At 70.8% G+C, this 21,695-nt stretch carries 22 protein-coding genes; 18 read left to right on the forward strand and 4 right to left on the reverse strand.

What is annotated here, in order from left to right; all coding sequences use genetic code 11:
- Positions 1–18: 18 nt before the first annotated feature.
- From ABH929_RS11390 to ABH929_RS11410, 5 genes are read left to right on the forward strand one after another with little or no spacing between them, the layout of a single operon-like run.
- Positions 19–465, forward strand: coding sequence for a hypothetical protein (locus ABH929_RS11390; protein ID WP_404561317.1), 447 nt, complete (start codon positions 19–21; stop codon positions 463–465).
- 22 nt (positions 466–487) lie between these two features.
- Complete coding sequence (truB, locus tag ABH929_RS11395; protein WP_404561318.1) at positions 488–1,447, forward strand: tRNA pseudouridine(55) synthase TruB; 960 nt, start codon at positions 488–490, stop codon at positions 1,445–1,447.
- Positions 1,444–1,809 (forward strand): hypothetical protein, encoded by a 366-nt coding sequence (locus tag ABH929_RS11400; RefSeq protein ID WP_111083896.1) that lies wholly within the window; start codon positions 1,444–1,446, stop codon positions 1,807–1,809. Before truB ends, ABH929_RS11400 begins: the two co-directional genes overlap by 4 nt.
- Positions 1,810–1,854: 45 nt before the next feature.
- Positions 1,855–2,301: a hypothetical protein gene (locus tag ABH929_RS11405; protein WP_123339724.1), complete on the forward strand. Its 447-nt coding sequence runs from the start codon at positions 1,855–1,857 to the stop codon at positions 2,299–2,301.
- A gap of 8 nt (positions 2,302–2,309) precedes the next feature.
- On the forward strand, positions 2,310–3,272 hold the full coding sequence (locus ABH929_RS11410; RefSeq protein WP_263090600.1) for a bifunctional riboflavin kinase/FAD synthetase: 963 nt from the start codon (positions 2,310–2,312) through the stop codon (positions 3,270–3,272).
- A gap of 66 nt (positions 3,273–3,338) precedes the next feature.
- Here ABH929_RS11410 and ABH929_RS11415 read toward each other — a convergent pair whose 3' ends face one another.
- On the reverse strand, positions 3,339–4,571 hold the full coding sequence (locus tag ABH929_RS11415) for a DUF349 domain-containing protein (protein WP_194647852.1): 1,233 nt from the start codon (positions 4,569–4,571) through the stop codon (positions 3,339–3,341).
- Positions 4,572–4,684: 113 nt separating this feature from the next.
- Entirely contained in the window at positions 4,685–5,497 is an 813-nt protein-coding gene (locus ABH929_RS11420; protein WP_263090601.1) for a peptidylprolyl isomerase, read from the reverse strand.
- Between the two features lie 129 nt (positions 5,498–5,626).
- Between ABH929_RS11420 and ABH929_RS11425 the strand changes: the two genes are divergently transcribed.
- The 9 genes from ABH929_RS11425 (at position 5,627) to aroB (ending at position 16,026) form a co-directional block, all read left to right on the forward strand.
- A complete protein-coding gene (locus tag ABH929_RS11425; protein WP_194648014.1) occupies positions 5,627–6,979 on the forward strand; it encodes a replication-associated recombination protein A in 1,353 nt (450 codons plus the stop codon).
- A 223-nt stretch (positions 6,980–7,202) separates the two neighbouring features.
- A complete protein-coding gene (rpsD, locus tag ABH929_RS11430) occupies positions 7,203–7,832 on the forward strand; it encodes a 30S ribosomal protein S4 (protein WP_111083900.1) in 630 nt (209 codons plus the stop codon).
- Positions 7,833–7,960: 128 nt separating this feature from the next.
- Positions 7,961–8,143: a hypothetical protein gene (locus ABH929_RS11435; protein WP_111083901.1), complete on the forward strand. Its 183-nt coding sequence runs from the start codon at positions 7,961–7,963 to the stop codon at positions 8,141–8,143.
- Between the two features lie 80 nt (positions 8,144–8,223).
- Positions 8,224–10,881 (forward strand): alanine--tRNA ligase, encoded by a 2,658-nt coding sequence (gene alaS / locus ABH929_RS11440; RefSeq protein WP_263090602.1) that lies wholly within the window; start codon positions 8,224–8,226, stop codon positions 10,879–10,881.
- Positions 10,882–10,889: 8 nt separating this feature from the next.
- On the forward strand, positions 10,890–11,333 hold the full coding sequence (ruvX, locus tag ABH929_RS11445; RefSeq protein ID WP_205464464.1) for a Holliday junction resolvase RuvX: 444 nt from the start codon (positions 10,890–10,892) through the stop codon (positions 11,331–11,333).
- 89 nt (positions 11,334–11,422) lie between these two features.
- Positions 11,423–12,967: an endolytic transglycosylase MltG gene (gene mltG / locus ABH929_RS11450; protein WP_404561319.1), complete on the forward strand. Its 1,545-nt coding sequence runs from the start codon at positions 11,423–11,425 to the stop codon at positions 12,965–12,967.
- A 43-nt stretch (positions 12,968–13,010) separates the two neighbouring features.
- On the forward strand, positions 13,011–14,231 hold the full coding sequence (aroC, locus tag ABH929_RS11455; protein WP_404561320.1) for a chorismate synthase: 1,221 nt from the start codon (positions 13,011–13,013) through the stop codon (positions 14,229–14,231).
- Positions 14,228–14,932, forward strand: a complete 705-nt coding sequence (locus ABH929_RS11460; RefSeq protein WP_404561321.1) for a shikimate kinase — start codon at positions 14,228–14,230, stop codon at positions 14,930–14,932. The genes aroC and ABH929_RS11460 overlap by 4 nt, the downstream gene beginning before the upstream one ends.
- Complete coding sequence (aroB, locus tag ABH929_RS11465) at positions 14,929–16,026, forward strand: 3-dehydroquinate synthase (protein WP_404561322.1); 1,098 nt, start codon at positions 14,929–14,931, stop codon at positions 16,024–16,026. Before ABH929_RS11460 ends, aroB begins: the two co-directional genes overlap by 4 nt.
- On the opposite strand, the gene ABH929_RS11470 is transcribed toward aroB, so the two are convergent.
- A complete protein-coding gene (locus ABH929_RS11470; RefSeq protein WP_404561324.1) occupies positions 16,023–17,336 on the reverse strand; it encodes an LLM class flavin-dependent oxidoreductase in 1,314 nt (437 codons plus the stop codon). The genes aroB and ABH929_RS11470 overlap by 4 nt on opposite strands.
- 395 nt (positions 17,337–17,731) lie before the next feature.
- Here ABH929_RS11470 and ABH929_RS11475 point away from each other — a divergent pair, with 395 nt between their 5' ends.
- Entirely contained in the window at positions 17,732–18,346 is a 615-nt protein-coding gene (locus ABH929_RS11475) for a deaminase (RefSeq protein ID WP_404561325.1), read from the forward strand.
- Positions 18,347–18,353: 7 nt separating this feature from the next.
- Here the strand turns inward: ABH929_RS11475 and ABH929_RS11480 are convergent, their stop codons facing one another.
- Entirely contained in the window at positions 18,354–18,533 is a 180-nt protein-coding gene (locus ABH929_RS11480; RefSeq protein WP_263090609.1) for a hypothetical protein, read from the reverse strand.
- A 327-nt stretch (positions 18,534–18,860) separates the two neighbouring features.
- On the opposite strand from ABH929_RS11480, the gene ABH929_RS11485 reads away from it, so the two are divergent.
- From ABH929_RS11485 to nusB, 3 genes are all read left to right on the forward strand, one after another.
- On the forward strand, positions 18,861–20,552 hold the full coding sequence (locus ABH929_RS11485) for an AarF/ABC1/UbiB kinase family protein (RefSeq protein ID WP_111083908.1): 1,692 nt from the start codon (positions 18,861–18,863) through the stop codon (positions 20,550–20,552).
- A 91-nt stretch (positions 20,553–20,643) separates the two neighbouring features.
- Positions 20,644–21,207 (forward strand): elongation factor P, encoded by a 564-nt coding sequence (efp, locus tag ABH929_RS11490; RefSeq protein ID WP_111083909.1) that lies wholly within the window; start codon positions 20,644–20,646, stop codon positions 21,205–21,207.
- A gap of 11 nt (positions 21,208–21,218) precedes the next feature.
- Positions 21,219–21,671, forward strand: a complete 453-nt coding sequence (gene nusB, locus ABH929_RS11495) for a transcription antitermination factor NusB (protein ID WP_111083910.1) — start codon at positions 21,219–21,221, stop codon at positions 21,669–21,671.
- Positions 21,672–21,695: the final 24 nt, after the last annotated feature.

The raw sequence follows: 21,695 nt of genomic DNA on the forward strand, positions 1-21,695 counted from the left end.
ACAGCCTACGGTGGACGCATGGCACGCTGGGCACCCGAGGAGACCGACACGATGGCCGCGATCGCTGCTGAGGTGATCGCGCAGGTCGGCACGAACCGAACCGTGATCGGCATCGACGGGCAGGACGGCACCGATCTCGAACACGTCGCCGCCGCGCTGGTGGCCGGCTTCGAGCAGCACGGGGTGTCCGCGATGGCCGCGACGGCGCCGTCGACCGACCCCGACACACTGCGCACCGAAGTGGTCACCCCGTTCCGCACCACTGGCGCCGGTGACGGCGTGCTGGTCGTGCACGGGCACGGGCTGCTGGCCCCGGGGGTCCGCGGGCTCTGGCGCTGGTCGCTGTGGGTCGAGCAGGAATCCGGCCGGCTCGAGCGTCGGGCGGACGTCAAGATCGCCGCCTCCGCCGTCCTCGACGTCACCGATCCCGAGCACCCTCGTCGCGAGTGGAACGACGCCTGCTGACCGGCGCTGGTAATCTCCTCTGGTGCTCGAAACCGTGCCGGACGGCATCCTCCTCGTCGACAAACCGCAGGGGATCTCCAGCCACCGCGTCGTGTCGATCGCCCGCCGCCGCCTCGGTCTGAAGAAGGTCGGGCACGCGGGCACCCTCGACCCGATGGCGACCGGGCTGCTGCTCCTGGGGATCGGGCACTCCACCCGGTTGCTCACCCACCTGGTGGGCCTCGGCAAGACCTACACCGCCACGATCCGGCTCGGCGTGTCCACGGACTCCGACGACGCCGACGGCACCCCGACCGCCGCGACCGGCATCGCCGAAGCCGACGTCTCGGACGAGTCCGTCGAACGTGCCGTCGCCCTGCAGCGCGGTCGGATCGACCAGGTCCCGTCCACCGTCAGCGCGATCAAGGTCGACGGGCGCCGCGCGTACGACTTGGCGCGCAAGGGCGAGACCGTCGAGCTGAAGTCCCGCACGGTCACCGTCTCGCGGTTCGACGTCACCGGCCGGAACGACCGCACCGTCACGGTCGACGGTGCCGAGGTGGCGGTCGTCGACCTCGACGTCGTCGTGACCTGCTCGTCGGGCACGTACGTCCGGGCCCTCGCTCGCGACGTCGGCGCCACCCTCGGCACCGGCGCGCACCTCACCGCGCTCCGCCGCACCCAGGTCGGTCCCTTCGACGTGGCCGACGCGATCGACCTCGAGGACGACGCCGTCGACGTCCGCGCGACGCTCGCCCGTCCGGCCGACGTGGCACGCAGGTTGTTCTCGTCGGTGTCGCTCGACGCGGCCGCGGCGAAGGACCTGACCGACGGCAAGCGCGTCGCAGCCGACCACCCGGACTCGGACGACCCGGTGGCCGCGGTCGCCGTCGACGACGACCGTCTCGTCGGCCTGGTCTCGGTCCGGCGCGGACTGCTCCGGGTCATCACGAACTTTCCGGCGCCGGCTGCTCCGGCGTCGCAGAACGGGGCGCACGCGTGATCGAGTGGTTCATGTGGGTCCAGCTCGTCGTCGCGGTCCTGGCCGGGCTGTTCGCCGTCGTGGTCGGGTTCATCGGCTGGAAGCCCAACGACTACACCGTGGGGTCGCTCGCGCTCATCGAGGTCCTGCTCCTGGTGCAGGGCGTCATCTCGATCGTGCTGCCCGCGACGGGCAGCCCGCCGGACGGCAACGCCCTCGAGTTCGGGGTCTACGCCGTGTCGGTGCTCCTGGTGCCGCCGGCGGCCATCGTCTGGGCGCTCGTGGACCGCACGAAGTGGAGCACGGTCGTCCTCGGTGCCGGCGCGTTCACCGTCGCGGTCATGATCTACCGGATGTACCAGATCTGGTTCGCCCTGAACTGACGCCGAGCGTCATGGTGGTCCGCGCACGTCGGTAGAATCGGTGCAATGGCGACCAGATCCTCACTCGCGACCGGCATCGGCCGCGTCCTCATCGCCGTGTACGGCATCCTCGCCCTGGCGGCGACGGGCCGGAGCGTCGTCCAGATCATCGAGAAGTTCTCGTTCGCACCGTTCGCGTACACGGTGAGCGCCATCGCCGCCGTCGTGTACATCGTGGCGATGATCGCCCTGATCGTGCCCGGACGCTTCTGGTACCGCGTCGCGTGCGTCACGATCGTGTTCGAGATGACCGGTGTGCTCGTCATCGGCACGCTCTCGCTGTTCGACCGGCAGCTCTTCCCCGACGACACGATCTGGTCGTACTACGGCATGGGCTACGCCTTCGCGCCGCTGGTGCTGCCGATCGCCGGACTCTGGTGGCTCCGCAAGCACCACCGCACCGCGACGGTCGAACCGGTGCCCGCATCGACCACCGCCCCCGTGGGCGAGTAGGAGCAGCCGTGCAGTTCTACGACGACATCGCCGACGTGGCCGAGGGCTTCGGTCCGAGCGCCGTCACGATCGGCAAGTTCGACGGCGTGCACGTCGGACACCGCGCGGTGATCGCGCACCTGGAGCGCGCCGCCCACGAACAGGGCCTGGTCGCCACCGTGGTGACGTTCGACCGGCACCCCCTCAACGTCATCGACCCGCAGCACGTCCCGCCGGCGCTCACGAGCACGGCGCAGCGGCGCGAGCTCCTCGACGACGCCGGGGTCGACGCCACCCTGCTGCTCCGCTTCGACGAGGAACTACAGTCGAAGTCGCCCGAGGCGTTCGTGTCCGAGATCCTCGTCGACACCCTGCACGCCCGGCTCGTCTTCGTCGGCAGCGACTTCCGCTTCGGGGCGAAGGGTGCCGGTGACGTCGCCCTGCTCCGCACCCTGGGGGAGCAGCACGGCTTCACGGTCGAGCTCATCGACGACGTCGACCTGGTGGACGACGTCCGCCCCGACGGCGAGCGACGCGTCTCGTCGACCTGGATCCGTGAACTCCTCGGCGACGGGCGGGTGGCCGAGGCTGCTCGGTTGCTCGGGCGTGAGCACGCGGTCCGCAGCACGGTCGTGCACGGCAACCAGCGCGGGCGCGCCATGGGGTACCCGACGGCGAACCTCGACCCGGCGTTCGAGGGGTTCGCGCCGGCCGACGGCGTCTACGCCGCTCGGGTGCTGCACGACGGCACGGTGTACCCGGCAGCAGTCTCGGTCGGCAACAACCCGACGTTCGAGGGTGTGCCCGCCAAGCAGATCGAGGCGCACCTGCTCGACGTCGACCTCGACCTGTACGGCGATCGCATCTCGGTGCTGTTCGTGTCCTACGTGCGCGGCATGGTGAAGTTCGACTCGATGGACGAGCTCGCCGCGCAGATGCGGCAGGACGACCTCGACATCCGGTTGCTGCTGGGCCTGCCCACGCCGGTTTGAACGGCGGCGCCACACGACGACGCCCCCGCGACCGATCGGTCGCGGGGGCGTCGTCGTGTGCGGTGACTAGCTGCCGAGGGCGTCGAGCCAGATCTTGCGGGCGTCGAGCGCTTCCTGGGCGTCCTTGATCTTCCGGGCGTCGCCGGAGGCCTGCGCGTCGGCGAGCTCGGACTCGAGCTTGCCGATGGCGTCCTCGAGCTGGCTCGCGAGTCCGGTCTGCCGGGCCTTGCGCTCCGGGTTGGACTCCTTCCAGTGCGCGTCCTCGAGCCCACGCACGTGGTCCTCGATCGCACGCAGGCGGTCCTCGATGCGGCGGACGTCCCCGCGGGGGACCTTGCCGACCTCGTCCCAGCGGCGCTGGATGCCGGTCAGGGTCTTGCGCGCCGCCACCCGGTCGGTCGCCTTGAGCAGCGGCTCGGCCTCGGTGAGCAGGGCCTGCTTCGCCTCGAGGTTGCCGGAGAACTCTTCGTCCTCGGCCGCGCTCTCGGCGTGGCGCTGCTCGAAGAGCACGTCGCCGGCGGCCTTGAACCGCGCCCAGAGGGCGTCGTCGTGGCGCTTGCCGGCACGCCCGGCGTTCTTCCAGTCGTCGAGGAGCTGGCGGTAGTCCGGGATCGCGTCGGACCCGCGTGACGCGAGTGCCTCGGCCTGCGACACGAGTTCCTGCTTGCGGGTGCGGGCGTCGCGGTGCTGCGCGTCCAGCTCGGAGTAGAACGCGCGACGGTGCTGGTCGACGGTGGAGCGCGCTGCGCGGAACCGCTTCCAGAGCTCGTTCGCCTCGTTCTTGGGGATGCGCGGGCCGTCGTGCTGGTGCTGCTGCCACCGGGCGAACACGTCGTCGAGCTGCGCCGTGATCTGCTTCCACTGCGCGCGTGCCGGGTCGACCGCCGCGAGTGCCTCTGCCTCTTCGACCAGGGCCGCACGGTGCGCGAGGGCGTCGTTCAGCGCCTGCTGTGCCTGTTCCGCCTGCTCCTTGGTGAGCGAGCCGAGCTGCTCGGTGAGCGCGCCCACCCGGGTCTCGAGTGACTTGATGTCACCGACCACGCGGGCTTCGGCCACCAGGGTCGTCAGGTGCTCGACCGTCCGGGCGACGTCGTTCGCCGACGCACCACGCTGGACGCGCTGCTCGGCGATCTTCACCTGTCCCTCGAGGTCGGCGTACTTCCGCGCGAAGTAGGCGAGGGCTTCTTCGGGGGTGGCGTCCGGGTACTCACCGACAGCACGTTCGGTCTCTTCGTACCGGACGTACACGGTCCCGTTCTCGTCGACCCGCCCCCAGGTCGTTGCTTCGTCAGATCCCACAGGTCTCGCCTCGATCGTGGTCGTGCATCGCCGACGTCACCGTCGGCACGGTCAGGTCGTCAGCCTATTGCACGGACGGGCTCCGCGGCCCGCCGCGCGCAACGGCTTGTGGACTACTTCTCCTGGGCGATGGTCGCGGAGGTGATCGTCGTCGCCACCTTCGGCTCACCGGTGCCGTCCTGGCCGGGCGACGAGATGCCCTTCGCGGCGATCTTCGACTCGAGTTCGGACAGGCCGCTCGTGACCTTCCCGACGACCGTGTAGCCGCCCGTGGAGCTGTCGAGCGTGGTGTCGCCGTAGACGATGAAGAACTGGGTCGACTGCGAGTACGGCGACGTCGATCGCGCGATCGCGATGGTGCCCTCGTCGTAGACGCCGTCGCTCGGGACGTTCTCGAGCGGGCCGTACTCGAACCCGGCGTCGCCCGTGCCGTCGCCGTTCGCCGAACCGCACTGCAGGAACTTCAGCCCGTCGCTGTCGGCCAGCCGGTGGCAGGTGGTGCCGTTGTAGAACTGCTCCCTGATCAACGAGATCTCGACGCTCGCGGCCTGCGGGGCCTTCGCGCCGTCCAGCTCGATGCCGAGGTCGATCGACTTGTTGAGCGTCAGCGAGCCCGTCCAGGTCGCGCCCTTGGCGATCTCCTTGCTCGGCACGTCGCCCGTGTTCGCCGCCGTGGCGCTGGCCGAGGGCGTCGGTGTGGCGGTGGCGCTCGCGCTGGCGTCTGCCGACCCGTTCCCCTGCGAGCCCGCGAAGGCGAGCTGCGACCCGGTGGCCAGGGCGGCGACCAGCACGAGGGCACCGGCGCCGACCAGGTTGTCGCGCACCCGCCGACGACGCTGCCGGTCGTGGAGTCCCTGGCGGGCCTGGTAGAGACGGAGGCGCTCGCGCGCCTCGCGGTTGTCGCGCGCTGGGTTCTTCGGTGCCACGGTGCTGTTCTGCCCTCTCGTCGCAGTGTGGAACGAGCGTATCCGAGTCGTCACCATCAACGGCCTGGGAGGCGCGGGGCTGTCAGTGGGTCGGCCTACGATTGGTGCATGGCAGCGGACCGTTCGAGCATGCGTGCGCCCACGACGGGCGGTCGCGCCGGTCTCGCGCAGGGCTCCGTCCCGCTCGCGGTGCGGATGCGCCCGACCAGCCTCGACGAGGTCGCCGGCCAACAGCACCTGCTCGGCCGCGGGTCACCGCTCGTGCAGCTCGCCACCGGCACCCGCGACAACCCGGGCGGTGTGTCGGTCATCCTCTGGGGTCCTCCCGGCACCGGCAAGACCACGTTGGCGCAGGCCATCGCGCGGCAGTCCGGGCGCGAGTTCGTCGAGCTCTCCGCGGTGACCGCCGGCGTCAAGGACGTGCGCGAGGTCATGGAGAAGGCCCTCACCCACCGCGACCTGTACGGGTCCACGACGGTGCTGTTCCTCGACGAGATCCACCGGTTCAGCAAGGCGCAGCAGGACGCCCTGCTGCCCGGTGTCGAGAACGGGTGGGTGATCCTCATCGCGGCCACGACCGAGAACCCGTCGTTCTCGGTCATCTCCCCGCTGCTGTCCCGGTCCCTGCTCCTGACGCTCAAGCCGCTCACCGACGCCGACCTCGGCATGCTCGTCGACCGTGCGGTGGAGGACCCCCGCGGCCTCGGCGGCGCGGTCGTCCTCGGTGACGAGGCACGTGGGGCCATCGTCCGGTTGGCCTCGGGTGACGCCCGACGCGCCCTCACGGCGCTCGAGGCTGCTGCTGCCTCGGCTGCCGCGGCCCAGGACGACGACGACGACACCGTGCCGGTGGTCGACGCGGACACCGTCGCCGCGGCCGTCGACCGTGCGCTGCTGCGGTACGACCGGCAGGGCGACGAGCACTACGACGTCATCAGCGCCTTCATCAAGTCGGTGCGGGGGAGCGACGTCGACGCCGCGCTGCACTACCTCGCGCGGATGATCGAGGCGGGCGAGGACTCCCGGTTCATCGCGCGCCGGATCATCATCTCGGCGTCCGAGGACATCGGCATGGCGGACCCGCAGGCACTGCCCATCGCCGTCGCGGCGGCCCAGGCCGTGCAGCTCATCGGCATGCCCGAGGGCCGCATCCCCCTGGCCGAGGCCGTCGTGTACCTGGCGACCGCACCGAAGTCGAACGCCGCCTACAACGGTGTGAACGCGGCGATGGCGGACGTCAAGGCCGGCCGGATGGGCACCGTGCCGATGCACCTGCGCGACGCGCACTACGCCGGGGCGAAGCGACTCGGCCACGGCAAGGGCTACGTCTACTCGCACGACGCCGAGCACGGGGTCGCCGAGCAGCAGTACCTGCCCGATGCGCTCGAGGGCACCGAGTACTACACCCCGACGGCGAACGGCTACGAGCGCGAGGTCGGTCCGCGGCTCGAACGACTCCGGAAGATCACCCGCGGGCAGTAGGACGGCACGTCGAGTTCCTGCTAGCATTGCCGGGCCTACGTCCTGGTCCTCGAGCACGGCTGCGTTGAGGACAGAGTGCCACTCCGGTGGTACGGGGGCAGAGGTTCGGACTGTAGCCGTCCGATCCCACAGGCTCATCCCTCTGGATCCCGTCGTCGGGGCCACGGGCACTCGTGTGCCCGGCCTCCGGTGAGTATTCAGTTCGAACAGAGAAAAGGACCCTGTGTCTACCAAGTCACGTACCCGCAGCAAGACCCGCCTGTCGCGCGCACTCGGCATCCCGCTGACGCCGAAGGCGGCCCGTTACCTCGAGAAGCGCCCCTACGGCCCCGGTGAGCACGGCCGTACGCGCCGTCGTGCGGACAGCGACTACGCCGTCCGCCTCCGTGAGAAGCAGCGTCTGCGCGCCCAGTACGGCATCCGCGAGAAGCAGCTCCGCATCGTCTTCGAAGAGGCCCGCAAGACGAAGGGCCTGACCGGTGAGAACCTGGTCGAGCTCCTCGAGCAGCGCCTCGACGCCCTCGTGGTCCGTGCCGGCTTCGCCCGCACCACCGCGCAGGCCCGTCAGCTGATCGTGCACCGTCACCTGCTGGTCGACGGCAAGCTCGTGGACCGCCCCTCCTTCCGCGTCAAGGAGGGCCAGCTGATCCACGTCAAGCCGAAGTCCGAGTCGATGGAGCCCTTCCAGGTCGCCGCGGCCGGTGGCCACCAGGAAGTCCTGCCGAAGGTCCCGGGTTACCTCGAGGTCGAGATCGACAAGCTCCAGGCCCGCCTCGTGCGTCGCCCGAAGCGCGCCGAGGTCCCCGTGACCTGTGAAGTGCAGCTCGTCGTCGAGTACTACGCAGCTCGCTGATCCACTGATCACACCCGAACGGTGGGTCGTCCTCTCGAGGACGGCCCGCCGTTCGGCGTTCCGGGAAGTGCCCGGCGGCTAAGCTTGTCCGGGCATGCACCGCCAGGGTGCACAGAGGGAGAGGCACCGTGAAGCAGTTGTTCTTCGTCGCGGTCGGCGTCGTCATCGGGTTCGCCGTGGCGCACCAGGTCGCCAGGACCCCCGGAGGCGCACGGCTCTTCGCCGTCGTCGACGCGAGCACGAAGGCCTTCACCGGCGCGGTCGCCGACGGGTACCGGTCCCGAGGGGCCGAGCTCCGCACCGACGTCTGAGTCGTCGAGCTCCACCGCGGCCCGGCCGCACCGTCGTCCCGCCTCCACCTCCCACCCCCGACCTGAACCCAGGAAGCACCATGCAGACCGCAGAGATCCGCCGCCGTTGGCTCCAGTACTTCGGTGACCGCGGCCACACCGTCGTCCCGTCCGCATCCCTCGTCTCCGACGACCCGTCGCTCCTCTTCACGGTCGCCGGCATGGTGCCGTTCATCCCGTACCTGACGGGGCTCGTCCCCGCGCCGTACCCCCGTGCCACGAGCGTGCAGAAGTGCATCCGCACGAACGACATCGAAGAGGTCGGCAAGACCCCTCGCCACGGCACGTTCTTCCAGATGAACGGCAACTTCTCGTTCGGCGACTACTTCAAGGAGCAGGCGATCCAGTTCGCCTGGGAGTTCCTGACGAACCCGGAGTCGGACGGCGGGCTCGGCTTCTCGCCCGACGACCTCTGGGTGACGGTCTACGAGGACGACGACGAGGCGATCGCGTTCTGGAAGCAGCACTCCTCACTGCCCGAGGAGCGCATCCAGCGCCTCGGCAAGGACACGAACTACTGGTCCACCGGCCAGCCCGGACCCGCGGGGCCCTGCTCCGAGATCTTCTTCGACCGCGGGCCCGAGTACGGCATCGACGGCGGCCCGGCCACCGACGACGACCGGTACGTCGAGATCTGGAACCTCGTGTTCATGCAGTACCAGATCGCCGACGTCCGCTCGAAGTACGACTTCGAGATCACCGGCGAGCTGCCGAACAAGAACATCGACACCGGCATGGGGCTCGAGCGCGTCGCCTTCATCAAGCAGGGCGTCGACAACATGTACGAGATCGACCAGGTCCGCCCGGTCCTCGACCGCGCGTCCGAGATCTCCGGCCGCCGCTACGGCGCCGTGCACGAGGACGACGTCCGCATGCGGGTCATCGCGGACCACGTGCGCTCCGCGCTCATGCTCATCGCCGACGGCGTGAGCCCGTCGAACGAGGGCCGCGGGTACATCCTGCGTCGTCTGCTGCGCCGCACGGTCCGTGCGATGCGCCTGCTCGGGGTCGAGACCGCGACGTTCCCGGAGCTGTTCCCGGCGTCCCGCGACGCGATGCGCGACGCCTACCCCGAGGTCGCTTCCGACTACGACCGCATCGCGCGGATCGCCTACGCGGAAGAAGAGACGTTCCTCCGCACGCTCGCGCAGGGCACGACGATCCTCGACGTCGCCGTCGAGCGCGCGAAGCAGGACGGTGCGCCGTCCATCGGCGGGGACACCGCGTTCCTGCTGCACGACACCTTCGGGTTCCCGATCGACCTGACGATGGAGATGGCCGAAGAGGCCGGGGTCCACGTCGACCGGACCGCGTTCGAGACCCTGATGTCCGAGCAGCGCGCCCGGGCGAAGGCCGACGCGAAGAGCAAGAAGACCGCGATCGCCGACCTGAGCGTGTACAGCGCGTTCCGGGCGAAGGGCGAGACGGTCTTCCTCGGCTACGACGCGCTCGAGGCCGAGACGAACGTGCTCGGCATCATCGTCGGCGGCGTCAGCGTCGACCGGGCAGTGGCGGGCGACATCGCCGAGGTCATCCTCGGTGAGACGTCGCTGTACGCCGAGTCGGGTGGCCAGGACGCCGACCAGGGATCGATCGTCGGCAACGGCTTCGACCTCGAGGTCCTCGACGTCCAGCGTCCCGTCGCCGGCCTCTGGAGCCACACCGTCCAGGTCCGCTCCGGCGAGGTCGGCGTGGGCGACGCGGCGAACACCGTGGTCGATGCCGAGTACCGTCGCGGCGCCACGCAGGCGCATTCCGCGACGCACCTGGTGAACGCCGCGCTCCGCGACATCCTCGGCCCCGAGGCGCTGCAGGCGGGTTCGTACAACAAGTCCGGCTACATGCGCCTCGACTTCTCGTGGTCGCAGCCGATCTCGCTCGCGACCCGCTCCGAGATCGAGGAGGTCGTCAACACCGCGATCCGCACCGACCTCGAGGTCTCGACCCGCATCATGCCGATCGACGAGGCCAAGGCGCTCGGTGCGCAGGCGCTCTTCGGTGAGAAGTACGGTGCCGAGGTCCGCATGGTCGACATCGGCGGTCCGTGGTCGCGCGAGCTCTGCGGTGGCACGCACGTCGCGTCCAGTGCCCAGATCGGACTCGTCAACCTGGTGGGGGAGTCGAGCGTCGGGTCGACCAACCGTCGTGTCGAAGCGCTCGTCGGGCTCGAGGGCTTCCGTGACCTCGCGGTCGAGCGGACCATCGTCTCGCAGCTCTCCAGCGCGCTGAAGGCCCCTCGAGCCGACCTGCCCACGCGCGTGCAGTCGCTCATGGAGGACCTCCGCACCGCGCAGAAGCGGATCGCCGAGTACGAGTCGGCGAACCTCCAGCAGCGGGTCCCGTCGATCGCACGGACCGCGACGACCGTCGGGACGACCACCGTCGTGGCCGAGACCGTCGACGGCCTGCAGTCCGGCGACGACCTGCGCTCGCTGGCGACCGGGGTCCGCGCACAGCTCGGTGACGGCGCTGCCGTCGTCGTGCTCGGTGCCGTGGTGAGCGGGAAGCCGATCGTGATCGTCGCCACCAACGACGCGGCGCGCTCCGCGGGCGTCCAGGCGGGTCCGCTCGCCAAGGAGGCCGCCGGTGTGCTCGGTGGTGGCGGCGGCGGCAAGCCGGACCTGGCCCAGGGCGGCGGCACCGACCCGGCGGCGCTCCCGGCTGCGCTCCGTGCCGTGACCGCCCGGATCGCGGGCTGACCGTGGCGATCCGGTCCGGGCGGCGGCTCGGCGTGGACGTCGGCCGCGCCCGGATCGGGATCGCCGTGTGCGACCGCGACGGGTTGCTGGCGACGCCGGTCGAGACCGTGCGTCGAGACGACTCGTCCGACCTGCGTCGGATCCTCGAGATCGCGGACGAGTACGACGTGCTCGAGCTCGTCGTCGGACTGCCCCTGTCGATGTCCGGCGGCGACACCCCGTCGACGGACGACGCCCGGGCGTTCGCGGCCCGGATCGCCGAGCACCGCCCGGTCCGACTGGTCGACGAACGGCTGTCCACGGTGACCGCGCAACGGGGACTGCACCAGGCCGGCAAGAACACGAAGAAGTCGCGCTCCGTGATCGACCAAGCGGCCGCTGTTATCATTCTGCAACACGCGCTCGACCACGAACGCAGTGCCGGTGCCCCTCCGGGCACCACGCTTCCCTGACAGGGCAACCCACCGCGACCCGGCTGCCCTTCCGTCACCCGAGGACGACGGTGCCCAGGCGGAGTTCCCGACCGAGAGACCGAGAACCGTTGGCAGACGATCTGGACTGGAACGCGATCATCGCGCCCGGCAACGAAGCCGAGCGGCGGAAGACGACTTCCGACCGCGCAGCAGGTACCGATGACCGTGACGACTCCGCGCGAGTGACCCCGCAGCCGGACCGTCCGATGTCCCGTCGCGAGGCTCGGGCGCTCGAAGCGGAACGCGCTCGTCGCGACGCCGACGCCGCGACCGACCCCGCCCCAGACCCCGATTCGACCGCTCCGCGTGAGCAGCCGGTACCGGAGCCCGCGCAGCCGCAGGCGGCCCCCGAACTCCACCCCGAGGTCGCCGCGCTGCTGACCGGCGAGGTGCCCTCGGCGCGCGCCGCCGGCGGAGCCGGGTCCGACCGGCCCGACGGTACCGACGACGCCGGGCGCACCGGCGGCGGTGGAGCCGCGGGAGGCGGTGGTCGTGGTGGCCGTGGCGGACGCGGGGGAGCCTCCCGGCCGCCGCGCGAACCGCGCCCGCAGCGCCGTCGCGGGCCGCTCATCGCCGGCATCGTGATCGTCGCCGTGGTCCTCGCCGGCGGGGTGAGCGCGTACGCGTTCGCCGCCCCGAAGATCCAGCAGATCGTCGCCGCGGTCAGCGGCTCGCAGGAGCCGGACGACTACACGGGCAGCGGCAAGGCCAAGGTCACCATCACCATCAAGCAGGGCGACATCGGCGAGAACGTCGCCGCGACGCTGCAGCGCAGCGGCGTCGTGAAGGACTCGAAGGTCTTCTACAAGCTGCTGCTGGCGTCGCCCGACGTGCAGTTCCAGCCGGGTTCGTACTCGCTGAAGAAGCAGATGAGCTCGAAGTCGGCGCTGGCCGCGCTGCAGGACGAGAAGAACCGCGTGCAGGCCTCGATCGTGATCCCCGAGGGCACCGCGCTGGCGGACATCGAGGCCGGGATGGTCTCGAAGGCCGGGCTCACCAAGACCGAGGTCGCCAAGGCCGCGAAGGACCTGTCCGCGTACGGCCTGCCGTCCGGCGTCACCACGCTCGAGGGCTGGCTGTTCCCCGCGACGTACCCGATCAACCCGGGGTGGACGGCGGAGCAGTACTTCAAGTCGATGGTCGACACGATGAAGGAGCACCTGGCCGCCGCTGGCGTCAAGGAGGCCGACCAGGAGCACGTCATCGTCTTCGCGTCGCTCGTGCAGAAGGAAGCCGGCCTCGCCGCCGACTACCCGAAGGTCGCACGGGTGTTCCAGAACCGGCTCGACCAGGGCATGCGCCTGCAGTCCGACGCCACTGTCGCCTACGGAACGGGCAACACCCACACCGTGACGACGACCGACGCCGAACGGGCCGACGAGTCGAACGCGTACAACACCTACGTGCACGAGGGGCTGCCGCCGGCACCGATCTCGAACCCCGGGGACATCGCGATCAAGGCCGTGACGAACGAGGCCCCGGGCAAGTGGCTGTACTTCGTGACGGTGAACCTGGAGACCGGCGAGACGGTGTTCTCGAACACCTACGACGAGCACCTCGTCGCGGTGAAGCAGTTCCAGGCGTGGCTCCGGGCACACCCCGACTACCAGTAGGGCGGCGACGTCGCACGGCGGTGCGCTGTGGGAGGATTGCTCCATGCTTCGTTGGTTGACTGCTGGTGAGTCCCACGGACCCGAACTGATCGCGATGCTCGAGGGCCTGCCCGCGGGTGTCCCGGTGTCGTTCGAGTCCATCCGTACCGATCTCGCGCGCCGCAAGCTCGGCTACGGTCGTGGCTCGCGCATGAAGTTCGAACAGGACGAGCTGCACGTGTCCGGCGGTGTCCGGCACGGGTTCTCGCTCGGCAGCCCGATCGCGATCCGGATCGGCAACACCGAGTGGCCGAAGTGGGTCGAGGTCATGAACCCCGAGCCGGTCGAGTCCACCGAGATGTCGCGTGGCCGCAGCGCCCCGCTGACCCGCCCCCGTCCGGGCCACGCCGACCTGGTCGGCATGCAGAAGTACGGCTTCGACGAGGCCCGCCCGATCCTCGAGCGCGCGAGCGCCCGTGAGACCGCGGCCCGCGTCGCGCTCGGCGCCGTCGCGAAGTCCTTCCTCGCCGAACTCGGCATGCGGTCGGTCGCGCACACCCTGCAGGTCGGCACGGTCCGTGTGCCGGACGGCACCGACCTGCCCCTGCCCGACGACGTCGACCGTCTCGACGGCGACCAGTTGCGCTGCTTCGACGCCGACACCTCGGCGCGCATGGTGACCGAGGTCGAGGCCGCGAAGAAGGACGGCGACACCCTCGGCGGCGTCGTCGAGGTGCTGTTCTACGGCGTCCCGCCGGGGCTCGGTTCGCACGTGCAGTGGGACCGTCGACTCGACGCCCGGCTGGCTGCGGCGATCATGGGCATCCAGGCGATCAAGGGCGTCGAGGTCGGCGACGGCTTCGCGACCGCCGGTCGGCGCGGCTCCGCGGCCCACGACGAGCTCTACCGCGAGGACGGCGAGATCTACCGCACCAGCGACCGCGCCGGCGGCACCGAGGGCGGCATGTCCACGGGCACCGTCCTGCGCGTCCGTGCCGGCATGAAGCCGATCGCGACCGTGCCGCACGCGCTGCACACCGTCGACGTCGTCTCGGGCGAGGACGCCTCGGCGCACCACCAGCGCTCCGACGTCTGCGCGGTCCCGGCCGCCGGCGTCGTGGCCGAGGCGATGGTGGCACTCGTGCTCGCCGACGCCGTGCTCGAGAAGTTCGGCGGCGACAACGTCGTCGAGACCAAGCGCAACCTCGACGCCTACCTCGCGTCGATCCCGGAGACGCTCCGCACCCGTCGGACGGAGCCGGCGGCACCGGCCGACGCGTCGTGAGCACGAACGGCGGCGGCGCCGCGTCCGGGGACGTCCCGTCCGGTGACGTCCCATCCGGCGCCGCGTCCGGGGACGTCCCGTCCGGTGACGTCCCGTCCGGCGCCGCGTCCGGTGACGTCCCGTCCGGCGGCGCTGCGCGGGGTCCGGCTGCGCCCGTCGTCGTGATCGGCCCGATGGGCGCCGGCAAGTCCAGCGTCGGTAAGCGCGTCGCGAAGGCGCTGGGCGTGCCGTTCACCGACACCGACCGGGTCATCGTCCGCGAGCACGGCCCGATCCCCGGCATCTTCTCCGACCGCGGTGAGCCGGCCTTCCGTGCCCTCGAGGCCGACGCCGTCCGGACCGCCCTCGGTACCGGGGGCGTCATCGCCGTCGGCGGCGGAGCGGTGACGCACGCCGCCACCCGCGAGGCACTGTCCGGCGCCCGCATCGTCCTGCTCACCGTCTCGCCCGAGGCCGTCGCCGAGCGGATCGCCGGCTCGGACCGGCCCCTGCTCGCGAACGGCGGCATCGACGCCTGGCAGACGATCATGGACGAGCGTGCGGCGACCTACGCCGAGCTCGCGCACGTCGTCGTCGACACCTCGCGCCGTCCGATGTCCCGGGTGGTCGACGAGGTCGTGACGTGGCTGCGGAACGACGGCAGCGACGGCAGCGCCAACCGCCGCGACGACACCAGCACCACCACCGAAGGAGCACCGTGACCGACCCGATCCTGCCCGCAGGCACCACCGAGATCCGCGTCGGCGGTGACGACGGCTACGTGGTGGCGGTCGGCTCGGGCCTGCTCGGCTCGCTGCCCGCGATCCTCGGCCCCCGTGTTGCCAAGGTCCTCATCGTGCACGCCCCGACCCTCGGTGCGCGGGCGAACGACCTGCGCGACCTGCTCGTCGACGCCGGCCTCGAAGCCCTCATCGCCGAGGTGCCGGATGCCGAGGCCGCCAAGCGCATCGAGGTCGCGTCGTTCTGCTGGCAGATCATGGGCCAGTCCGACTTCACCCGCACCGACGCCGTCATCGGCCTCGGCGGCGGTGCCGTCACCGACCTGGCGGGCTTCGTCGCGGCGACGTGGCTGCGCGGGGTGCCGTACGTGTCGGTGCCGACGAGCGTGCTCGGCATGGTGGACGCCAGCGTGGGCGGGAAGACGGGCATCAACACGAACGAGGGCAAGAACCTCGTCGGTTCCTTCTCCGCCCCCCGCGCGGTGGTCGCCGACCTCGACCTCGTCCGCACCCTGCCGCGCAACGAGATCCTCACCGGCTTCGCCGAGATCGTGAAGGCCGGGTTCATCGCCGTGCCGGAGATCCTGGACATCATCGAGGCCGACGTCGCCCGCGTCACCGACCCGACGTCGCCGGAGTTCCGCCGCGTGGTCGAACTCGCCATCGCCCTGAAGGCCGAGGTCGTGTCCGACGACTTCACCGAGCAGGGACGACGCGAGATCCTGAACTACGGTCACACGCTCGGGCACGCCATCGAGCACGCGGAGCGGTACCAGTGGCGTCACGGTGCTGCGGTGTCGGTCGGCATGGTGTTCGCCGCCGAGCTCGCACGCCTGACGGGGCACCTCGACGACGCGACCGTGGACCGGCACCGGGCGATCCTGGACTCCCTAGACCTGCCGACGACCTACGGCATCGGCCGGTGGCAGGGCCTCCTCGCAGCGATGCGTCGCGACAAGAAGGCCCGTGCCGGCATGCTCCGGTTCATCATCCTCGACGCCGTCGGCAAGCCGGTGATCCTCGAGGGCCCCGAGGACCACCTGCTGTTCACCGCCTACCAAGAGGTCGGCGTCTAGTACTTCTGCACCCCGAGGTGGTCGCGCAGGTGCGGTCCGGTGTACTCGGTCCGGTGCAGTCCGCGGCGCTGCAGCTCCGGCACGACCTTCTGGGTGAAGTCCTCGACCCCGGCCGGGAAGTGCGTCGGCACCGCCAGGAACCCGTCGCACGCCCCGGCCTCCGACCACGCCTGCATGGTGTCGGCGATCGTCGACGGTGACCCGATCATCTTCCGGTAGCTGCCCTCGGCGAAGTACCGGGCGGTCTCGATGACGGACAGTCCCTGTTGCCGTGACACCGCCATGATCGCCGCCCGGTGCGACTTGCCGGCGTTCGACTCGGGCAGCTCCGGCACGGGCGCGTCGAGGTCGAACTGCCGGAAGTCGACGCCACCGGCGAGGGGCTTCAGGTTGCTCAGTGCCAGGTCGTCCGGGATCAACGCCATCATCCGGTCGGCGAGGTCGCGGGCGTCCTGGTCGGTGTCGCCGACGATCGGGGTCATCCCGACGAGCACCTTGACGTGGTCGGGGTCGCGGCCGAACCGTTCGGCGCGCGCCCGGATGTCGTCGCGGAACGCGCGGCTCTCGTCCGGGTCGGACTGCAGGGTGAACACGACGTCGGCGGTGCGCGCCGCGAGTGCACGGCCCGGCTCCGACGCACCCGCCTGGAACACGACGGGCCGTCCCTGCGGACTCCGACCCGTCGTCAGCGGTCCTCGCACCCGGAAGTGCTCGCCGTCGTGCTGCAGGAACCGCATCTTGTCGATGTCGAAGTAGGTGCCGGACTCCTTGTCGCGCACGATCGCGTCCGGGTCCCACGAGTCCCACAGCCCCGTGACGACGTCGACGAACTCGCTCGCGCGCTCGTACCGCGCGGCGTGCTGCACGTGGGCGTCGAGTCCGAAGTTCTGCGCCTCGTCCTCGTTGAAGGACGTCACGAGGTTCCACCCCGCGCGGCCCTTGCTGATGTGGTCGAGGGTCGAGAACCGCCGCGCGAGGTTGTAGGGGTCGTTGAAGGTCGTGGTCGACGTCGCTGCGAGACCCAGGTGCGTGGTCCGCATCGCCAGGGCGGGCAGGAGCATCGTCGGGTCGAAGTGGATCGAGCGGGGGTTCGCGGCACCGTAGGTGTCGCCGGCCAGGATGTCGTTGCTGCGCCGGACGGCGGCCTGGTCCTCGAAGAACAGTGCGTCGAGCTTCGCCGCCTCGGCGAGTTCGGCGGCGCGGACGTAGTGGTCGATGCCGAGGTCGAGTTCGGGGACGGCGTCCGGCAGGCGCCAGGCGCCGAGGTGGTAGCCGGGGAACAGGAACACGGCGAGGTGGATCGTGGTCACGAGGGTCCTCTCGGAGGGGACGGTGCAGCAGGTGGGTGGGTGCGTCCGGTGGGCGGCCGGGAGGCACAGAGCAGGGTGCGCCGATCGGTGCGGCTCGGCGAGACGGCGCACTCCAGGGCACGTGGACCGCCCGGCGGATCGGCGCGCGACGGTCGGACGAACGGGCGGACGGTCGTCAGTGTCCGTGCGCGATGGCGCCGCGGGGCCAGCAGCGGGACGCGGCGGTCGCGTGGTGTGCCGTCATCATCGCCCCCTGTCGTGGATGCCCGCGTGACGTCGATGCGCACGCGTTCCTGCCGGCTCGAGCCGGTGGTGGTCGAGGCTACGGGCGCGGTGTTTCGGCATCGTTTCGATCGGGAAACACCGTCGAAACGATGCGCCGTTAGCGTCGCCGCATGTCTGCAGCAGCCCTCGCCCCGTTCCCGACCGAGCTCCGGGTCGGCGTCCCCGACTGGCTCCGCGATGCGCAGGCCGCTGCTCCGGAACACCTCGGCACCCGTGCGGAGCGGTTCGCGCTCGTGAACGCCCTCGCCGAGCGGAACGTCGAGGAGGGCACCGGCGGCCCGTTCGGAGCGGCCGTCGTCGACGAGGACACGGGCGCGGTCGTCGCCCTCGGGGTGAACCTGGTGCTGCACGCCAACGTGTCGTCGATGCACGCCGAGGTCGTCACCCTCGGACTCGCGCAGGCTCGGACGGGTGCCTGGAACCTCGGCCGTGACGTCGGGCACCGGCGCGTGCTCGTCGTGAACGCCCAACCGTGCGTGATGTGCCTCGGTGCCCTGCTGTGGTCGGGGGTCTCCGCGCTGGAGTTCGCCGCTGACGGGGCCACGGTCGAGCGGATCACGGGCTTCGACGAGGGCCCGGTGCCGGGGGACTGGCGCGAGCAGCTCGTTGCTCGGGGCATCGACGTGCACCAGGAGCACGGCACCGGTGCCGAGACGGCGCTCGAGCGCTACCGCGACCTGGTCGAGTCCGGTGCCACCGCACGCTACAACGGCAGCGGCGCCTGACTGGGCGTCAGCGCAACACCCGCCGCGTCCGTCGCCACCACCACTTGACCCGCATGGACACGGTGAGGACGCCGGTCCGCTGCCATTCCCGGAACTCCGCGACCGTGGCGCCGTTGTCCCACGCGAAGAGAACGTCGTCGTCCGCGTCCACGTCGGGCGCATCCGGCAAGGGTCGCAGGATCGGCATCAGGTGGGCTCCTCTTCCTCATGGTGGACGTGATCGGCGGCGGTTCGTCTCCGGAGTGCGCGAGTGGCGAGCCGTCGGTCCGCCTTCGACCACCACCGTACGGTCTCGAGTTCCCGGAGCACAGTACTCGAAATGTCGTATGCACGGCCGCCCAGAGGGCGGCGATGCACGCCGGACCAGTGCTGTCTCCATGGGGCCAGCCTGCGGCAGTGGGCGGGACCCGACGCGACACATGAGGCGATCTGTGGATGCCGAGCCGCGCCTCCCGGCCTGTGCAGGAAGACGGGCGCACCCGGCGGACCCAGCAGCGGGGAGCAGACTGACGACGTGCCCAACCCACCCCGACTGAGCGACCTGTCCGGCTCGCAGGAGGCCGACACCGGCACCCTCCGGTCCCGCGGCCGCCGGTTCACCGAACTGCTGTCGATCGCGAGACGCCACCGCCTCGTCCCGTTCCGTCGCCTCGACTTCTCGCACGACCCGGCCACCTCCGACCTGCGCCGCAGCCAGGCCGAGCACCTGCGCCGTGCGCTCGAGGAAGCGGGCGGCGGGTTCGTGAAGATGGGCCAGTTGCTCTCCACCCGTGACGACCTGCTGCCGGAGGAGTGGACCGAGGGACTCGCCCACCTGCAGCGCAACGTCACCGCCGCCCCCGCCGACCAGGTGCTCGCCCTGCTCGAACAGGAACTCGGCGCGCCGGTCGACCAGGTCTTCGCGTCCTTCGACCCGGTGCCCGTCGCCGCGGCCTCGATCGCCCAGGTCCACCGCGCCCGCCTGCCCGACGGCACCGCGGTCGCGGTCAAGGTGCAGCGCCCCGGCATCGACGCCGCCGTCCGCCGTGACGTCGACATCGCGCTCCGCGTCGTCCGCTTCATGGCGCGCTGGTCGACCGAGGCCCGGCAGGTCGGCGTGCAGGACGTGGCCGCGCAGTACGCCGACGACCTGGTCCGCCAGGTCGACTTCGTCTCCGAGCTGCGGAACCTCACCGCCCTGCGTGCCGCACAGGCCCGCAGCGCCCGTCCGGACGAGGTCCGGTTCCCGGACCCGTACCCGGACCTGTCCGGGCGCCGCGTGCTCGTGATGGAGTTCCTGGAGGGCGACACGCTCAGCGCGATCCGCGCCGAGCGAGCGGACCGCGACCTCGACGGTCCGATGCGCGCGATCCTGCGCGCGTTCCTGCGACAGGTCGTCTTCGACGGCCTGTACCACGCAGATCTGCACCCCGGGAACGTCCTGGTGCTGCCCGACGGACGGCCCGCGTTGATCGACTTCGGATCGGTCGGGAGGCTCGACCCGACCCTCCGGGACACGGTCCAGGACCTGCTGGTCGCCTACCTGCAGGACGACACCTCGCGGATCGCCGATGCGGTGCTGCGGATGGCACCGGTGCGCGACGCGCACGACGAGCCCGACTTCCGTCGGGACATCGCGCGCTTCGTCGCGGACGAGCTCGGACCGGGCGCGCGCATCGGCGTCGAGACGGTCGACGACGCCGTCGAGGTGTTCGGGCGGTACCGGCTCAAGGCGCCGCCGGACTTTGTCGCCGCCGCGCGGGCGCTGGCGATCTTCGAGGGCACGCTCCGGACGCTCGCGCCGTCGTTCGACCTGCTCGAGGAGTCCCGCGGGCTCGCCCGTGAGCAGATCACCGACCAGCTGCGCCCCGGCAAGCTGCGCGACCTGGCGGCGAAGGAGCTGATCGGCGTCGTCTCCGCGGCCCGACGACTGCCGCGCCGGGTCGACCGGATCGGCGAAGCGATCGAGACGGGCAAGTTCACCGTCAACATCCGACTCTTCGCGGACAGACGCGACCGCGAGCTCGTGTCCGGCATGGTCCGGCGCATCCTGCTCGTGCTGCTGGGCGCCGGTGCCGGCATCCTGGCGATCGTCTACCTGGCGCTGCCCGCCCGACCGGACGCGGCGATCTCGACCGCGGTGGCCGGGGCACTGCTCGGGGGAGCGGCCGTGGTGCTGCTCGGCTGGGCGGCGATCGACTCCTGGCGCGCCCGGCGACGGCGCTGATGGCGACGGGCGGGCGTCCGCTACACTCGTCCGGGGCCCAGCGCGGCCCGAAGACCTTTCACAACACGACCGAACGGGACACCGAAGACTCATGGCCAGTACCACTGACATCAAGAACGGCGCCGTTCTCATCATCGACGGCCAGCTGTGGTCGGTCGTGGAGTTCCAGCACGTCAAGCCCGGCAAGGGTGGCGCGTTCGTCCGCACCAAGCTGAAGAACGTCGTCTCGGGCAAGGTCGTCGACCGCACCTTCAACGCCGGTGCGAAGATCGACACCGCCGTGGTCGACCGCCGCGACTACCAGTTCCTCTACGAGGACGGTGACTCGTACGTGTTCATGGACACCGACACCTACGACCAGATCCCGGTCTCGGCGACGGTCGTGGGCGACGCGAAGAACTACCTGCTCGAGTCCGCGATGGTCACGATCGCGATGAACGAGGGCAACCCGCTCTACGTCGAGCTCCCGACGTCGATCGTGACCGAGGTCGAGACCGAGCCGGGTCTGCAGGGCGACCGCTCCTCCGGTGGCACCAAGGACGCGACCATCATCGCGACCGGCCACCGCATCCAGGTCCCGCTGTACCTCGAGAGCGGCACCACGGTGAAGATCGACACGCGCGACGGCAGCTTCCTCGGCCGCGTCAACTCCTAGGCGACGTCCGTATGAGTGCTCGTTCGAAGGCCCGCAAGCGCGCCCTCGACATGCTGTACGTGGCCGAGGTGCGTGAGCTCCCGATCACAGACGTCCTGGCGACCGAGACCGTCCGTCACCTGGACCAGCCCGAGCGTGCCTCGAGCTGGGACTACGCACGGCAGATCGTGACGGGCGTCGACGACGCCCGTCACGAGATCGACTCCGTCATCGTCGACCACGCCCAGGGGTGGTCGATCGCCCGGATGCCGGTCCTCGACCGCTGCATCCTGCGGATGGCCGTCTGGGAGCTCCGGTTCAACCCGGAGGTGCCCGACGCCGTCGCGATCGCCGAGGCCGTCGAGCTCGCCCAGTCGCTCTCGACCGAGGACTCCGCGGGCTTCGTGAACGGTGTCCTCGGAGCCGTCGCCGGCGGTCGTGCACCGTCCGGTCGGACGGTCGCTGGGGACCAGGAGTCCCGCTAGGCTTGTGCACGTCAGCATCCTTTA

This window comes from Curtobacterium sp. AB7, from assembly GCF_044909335.1.
Taxonomy (GTDB): Bacteria; Actinomycetota; Actinomycetes; order Actinomycetales; family Microbacteriaceae; genus Curtobacterium.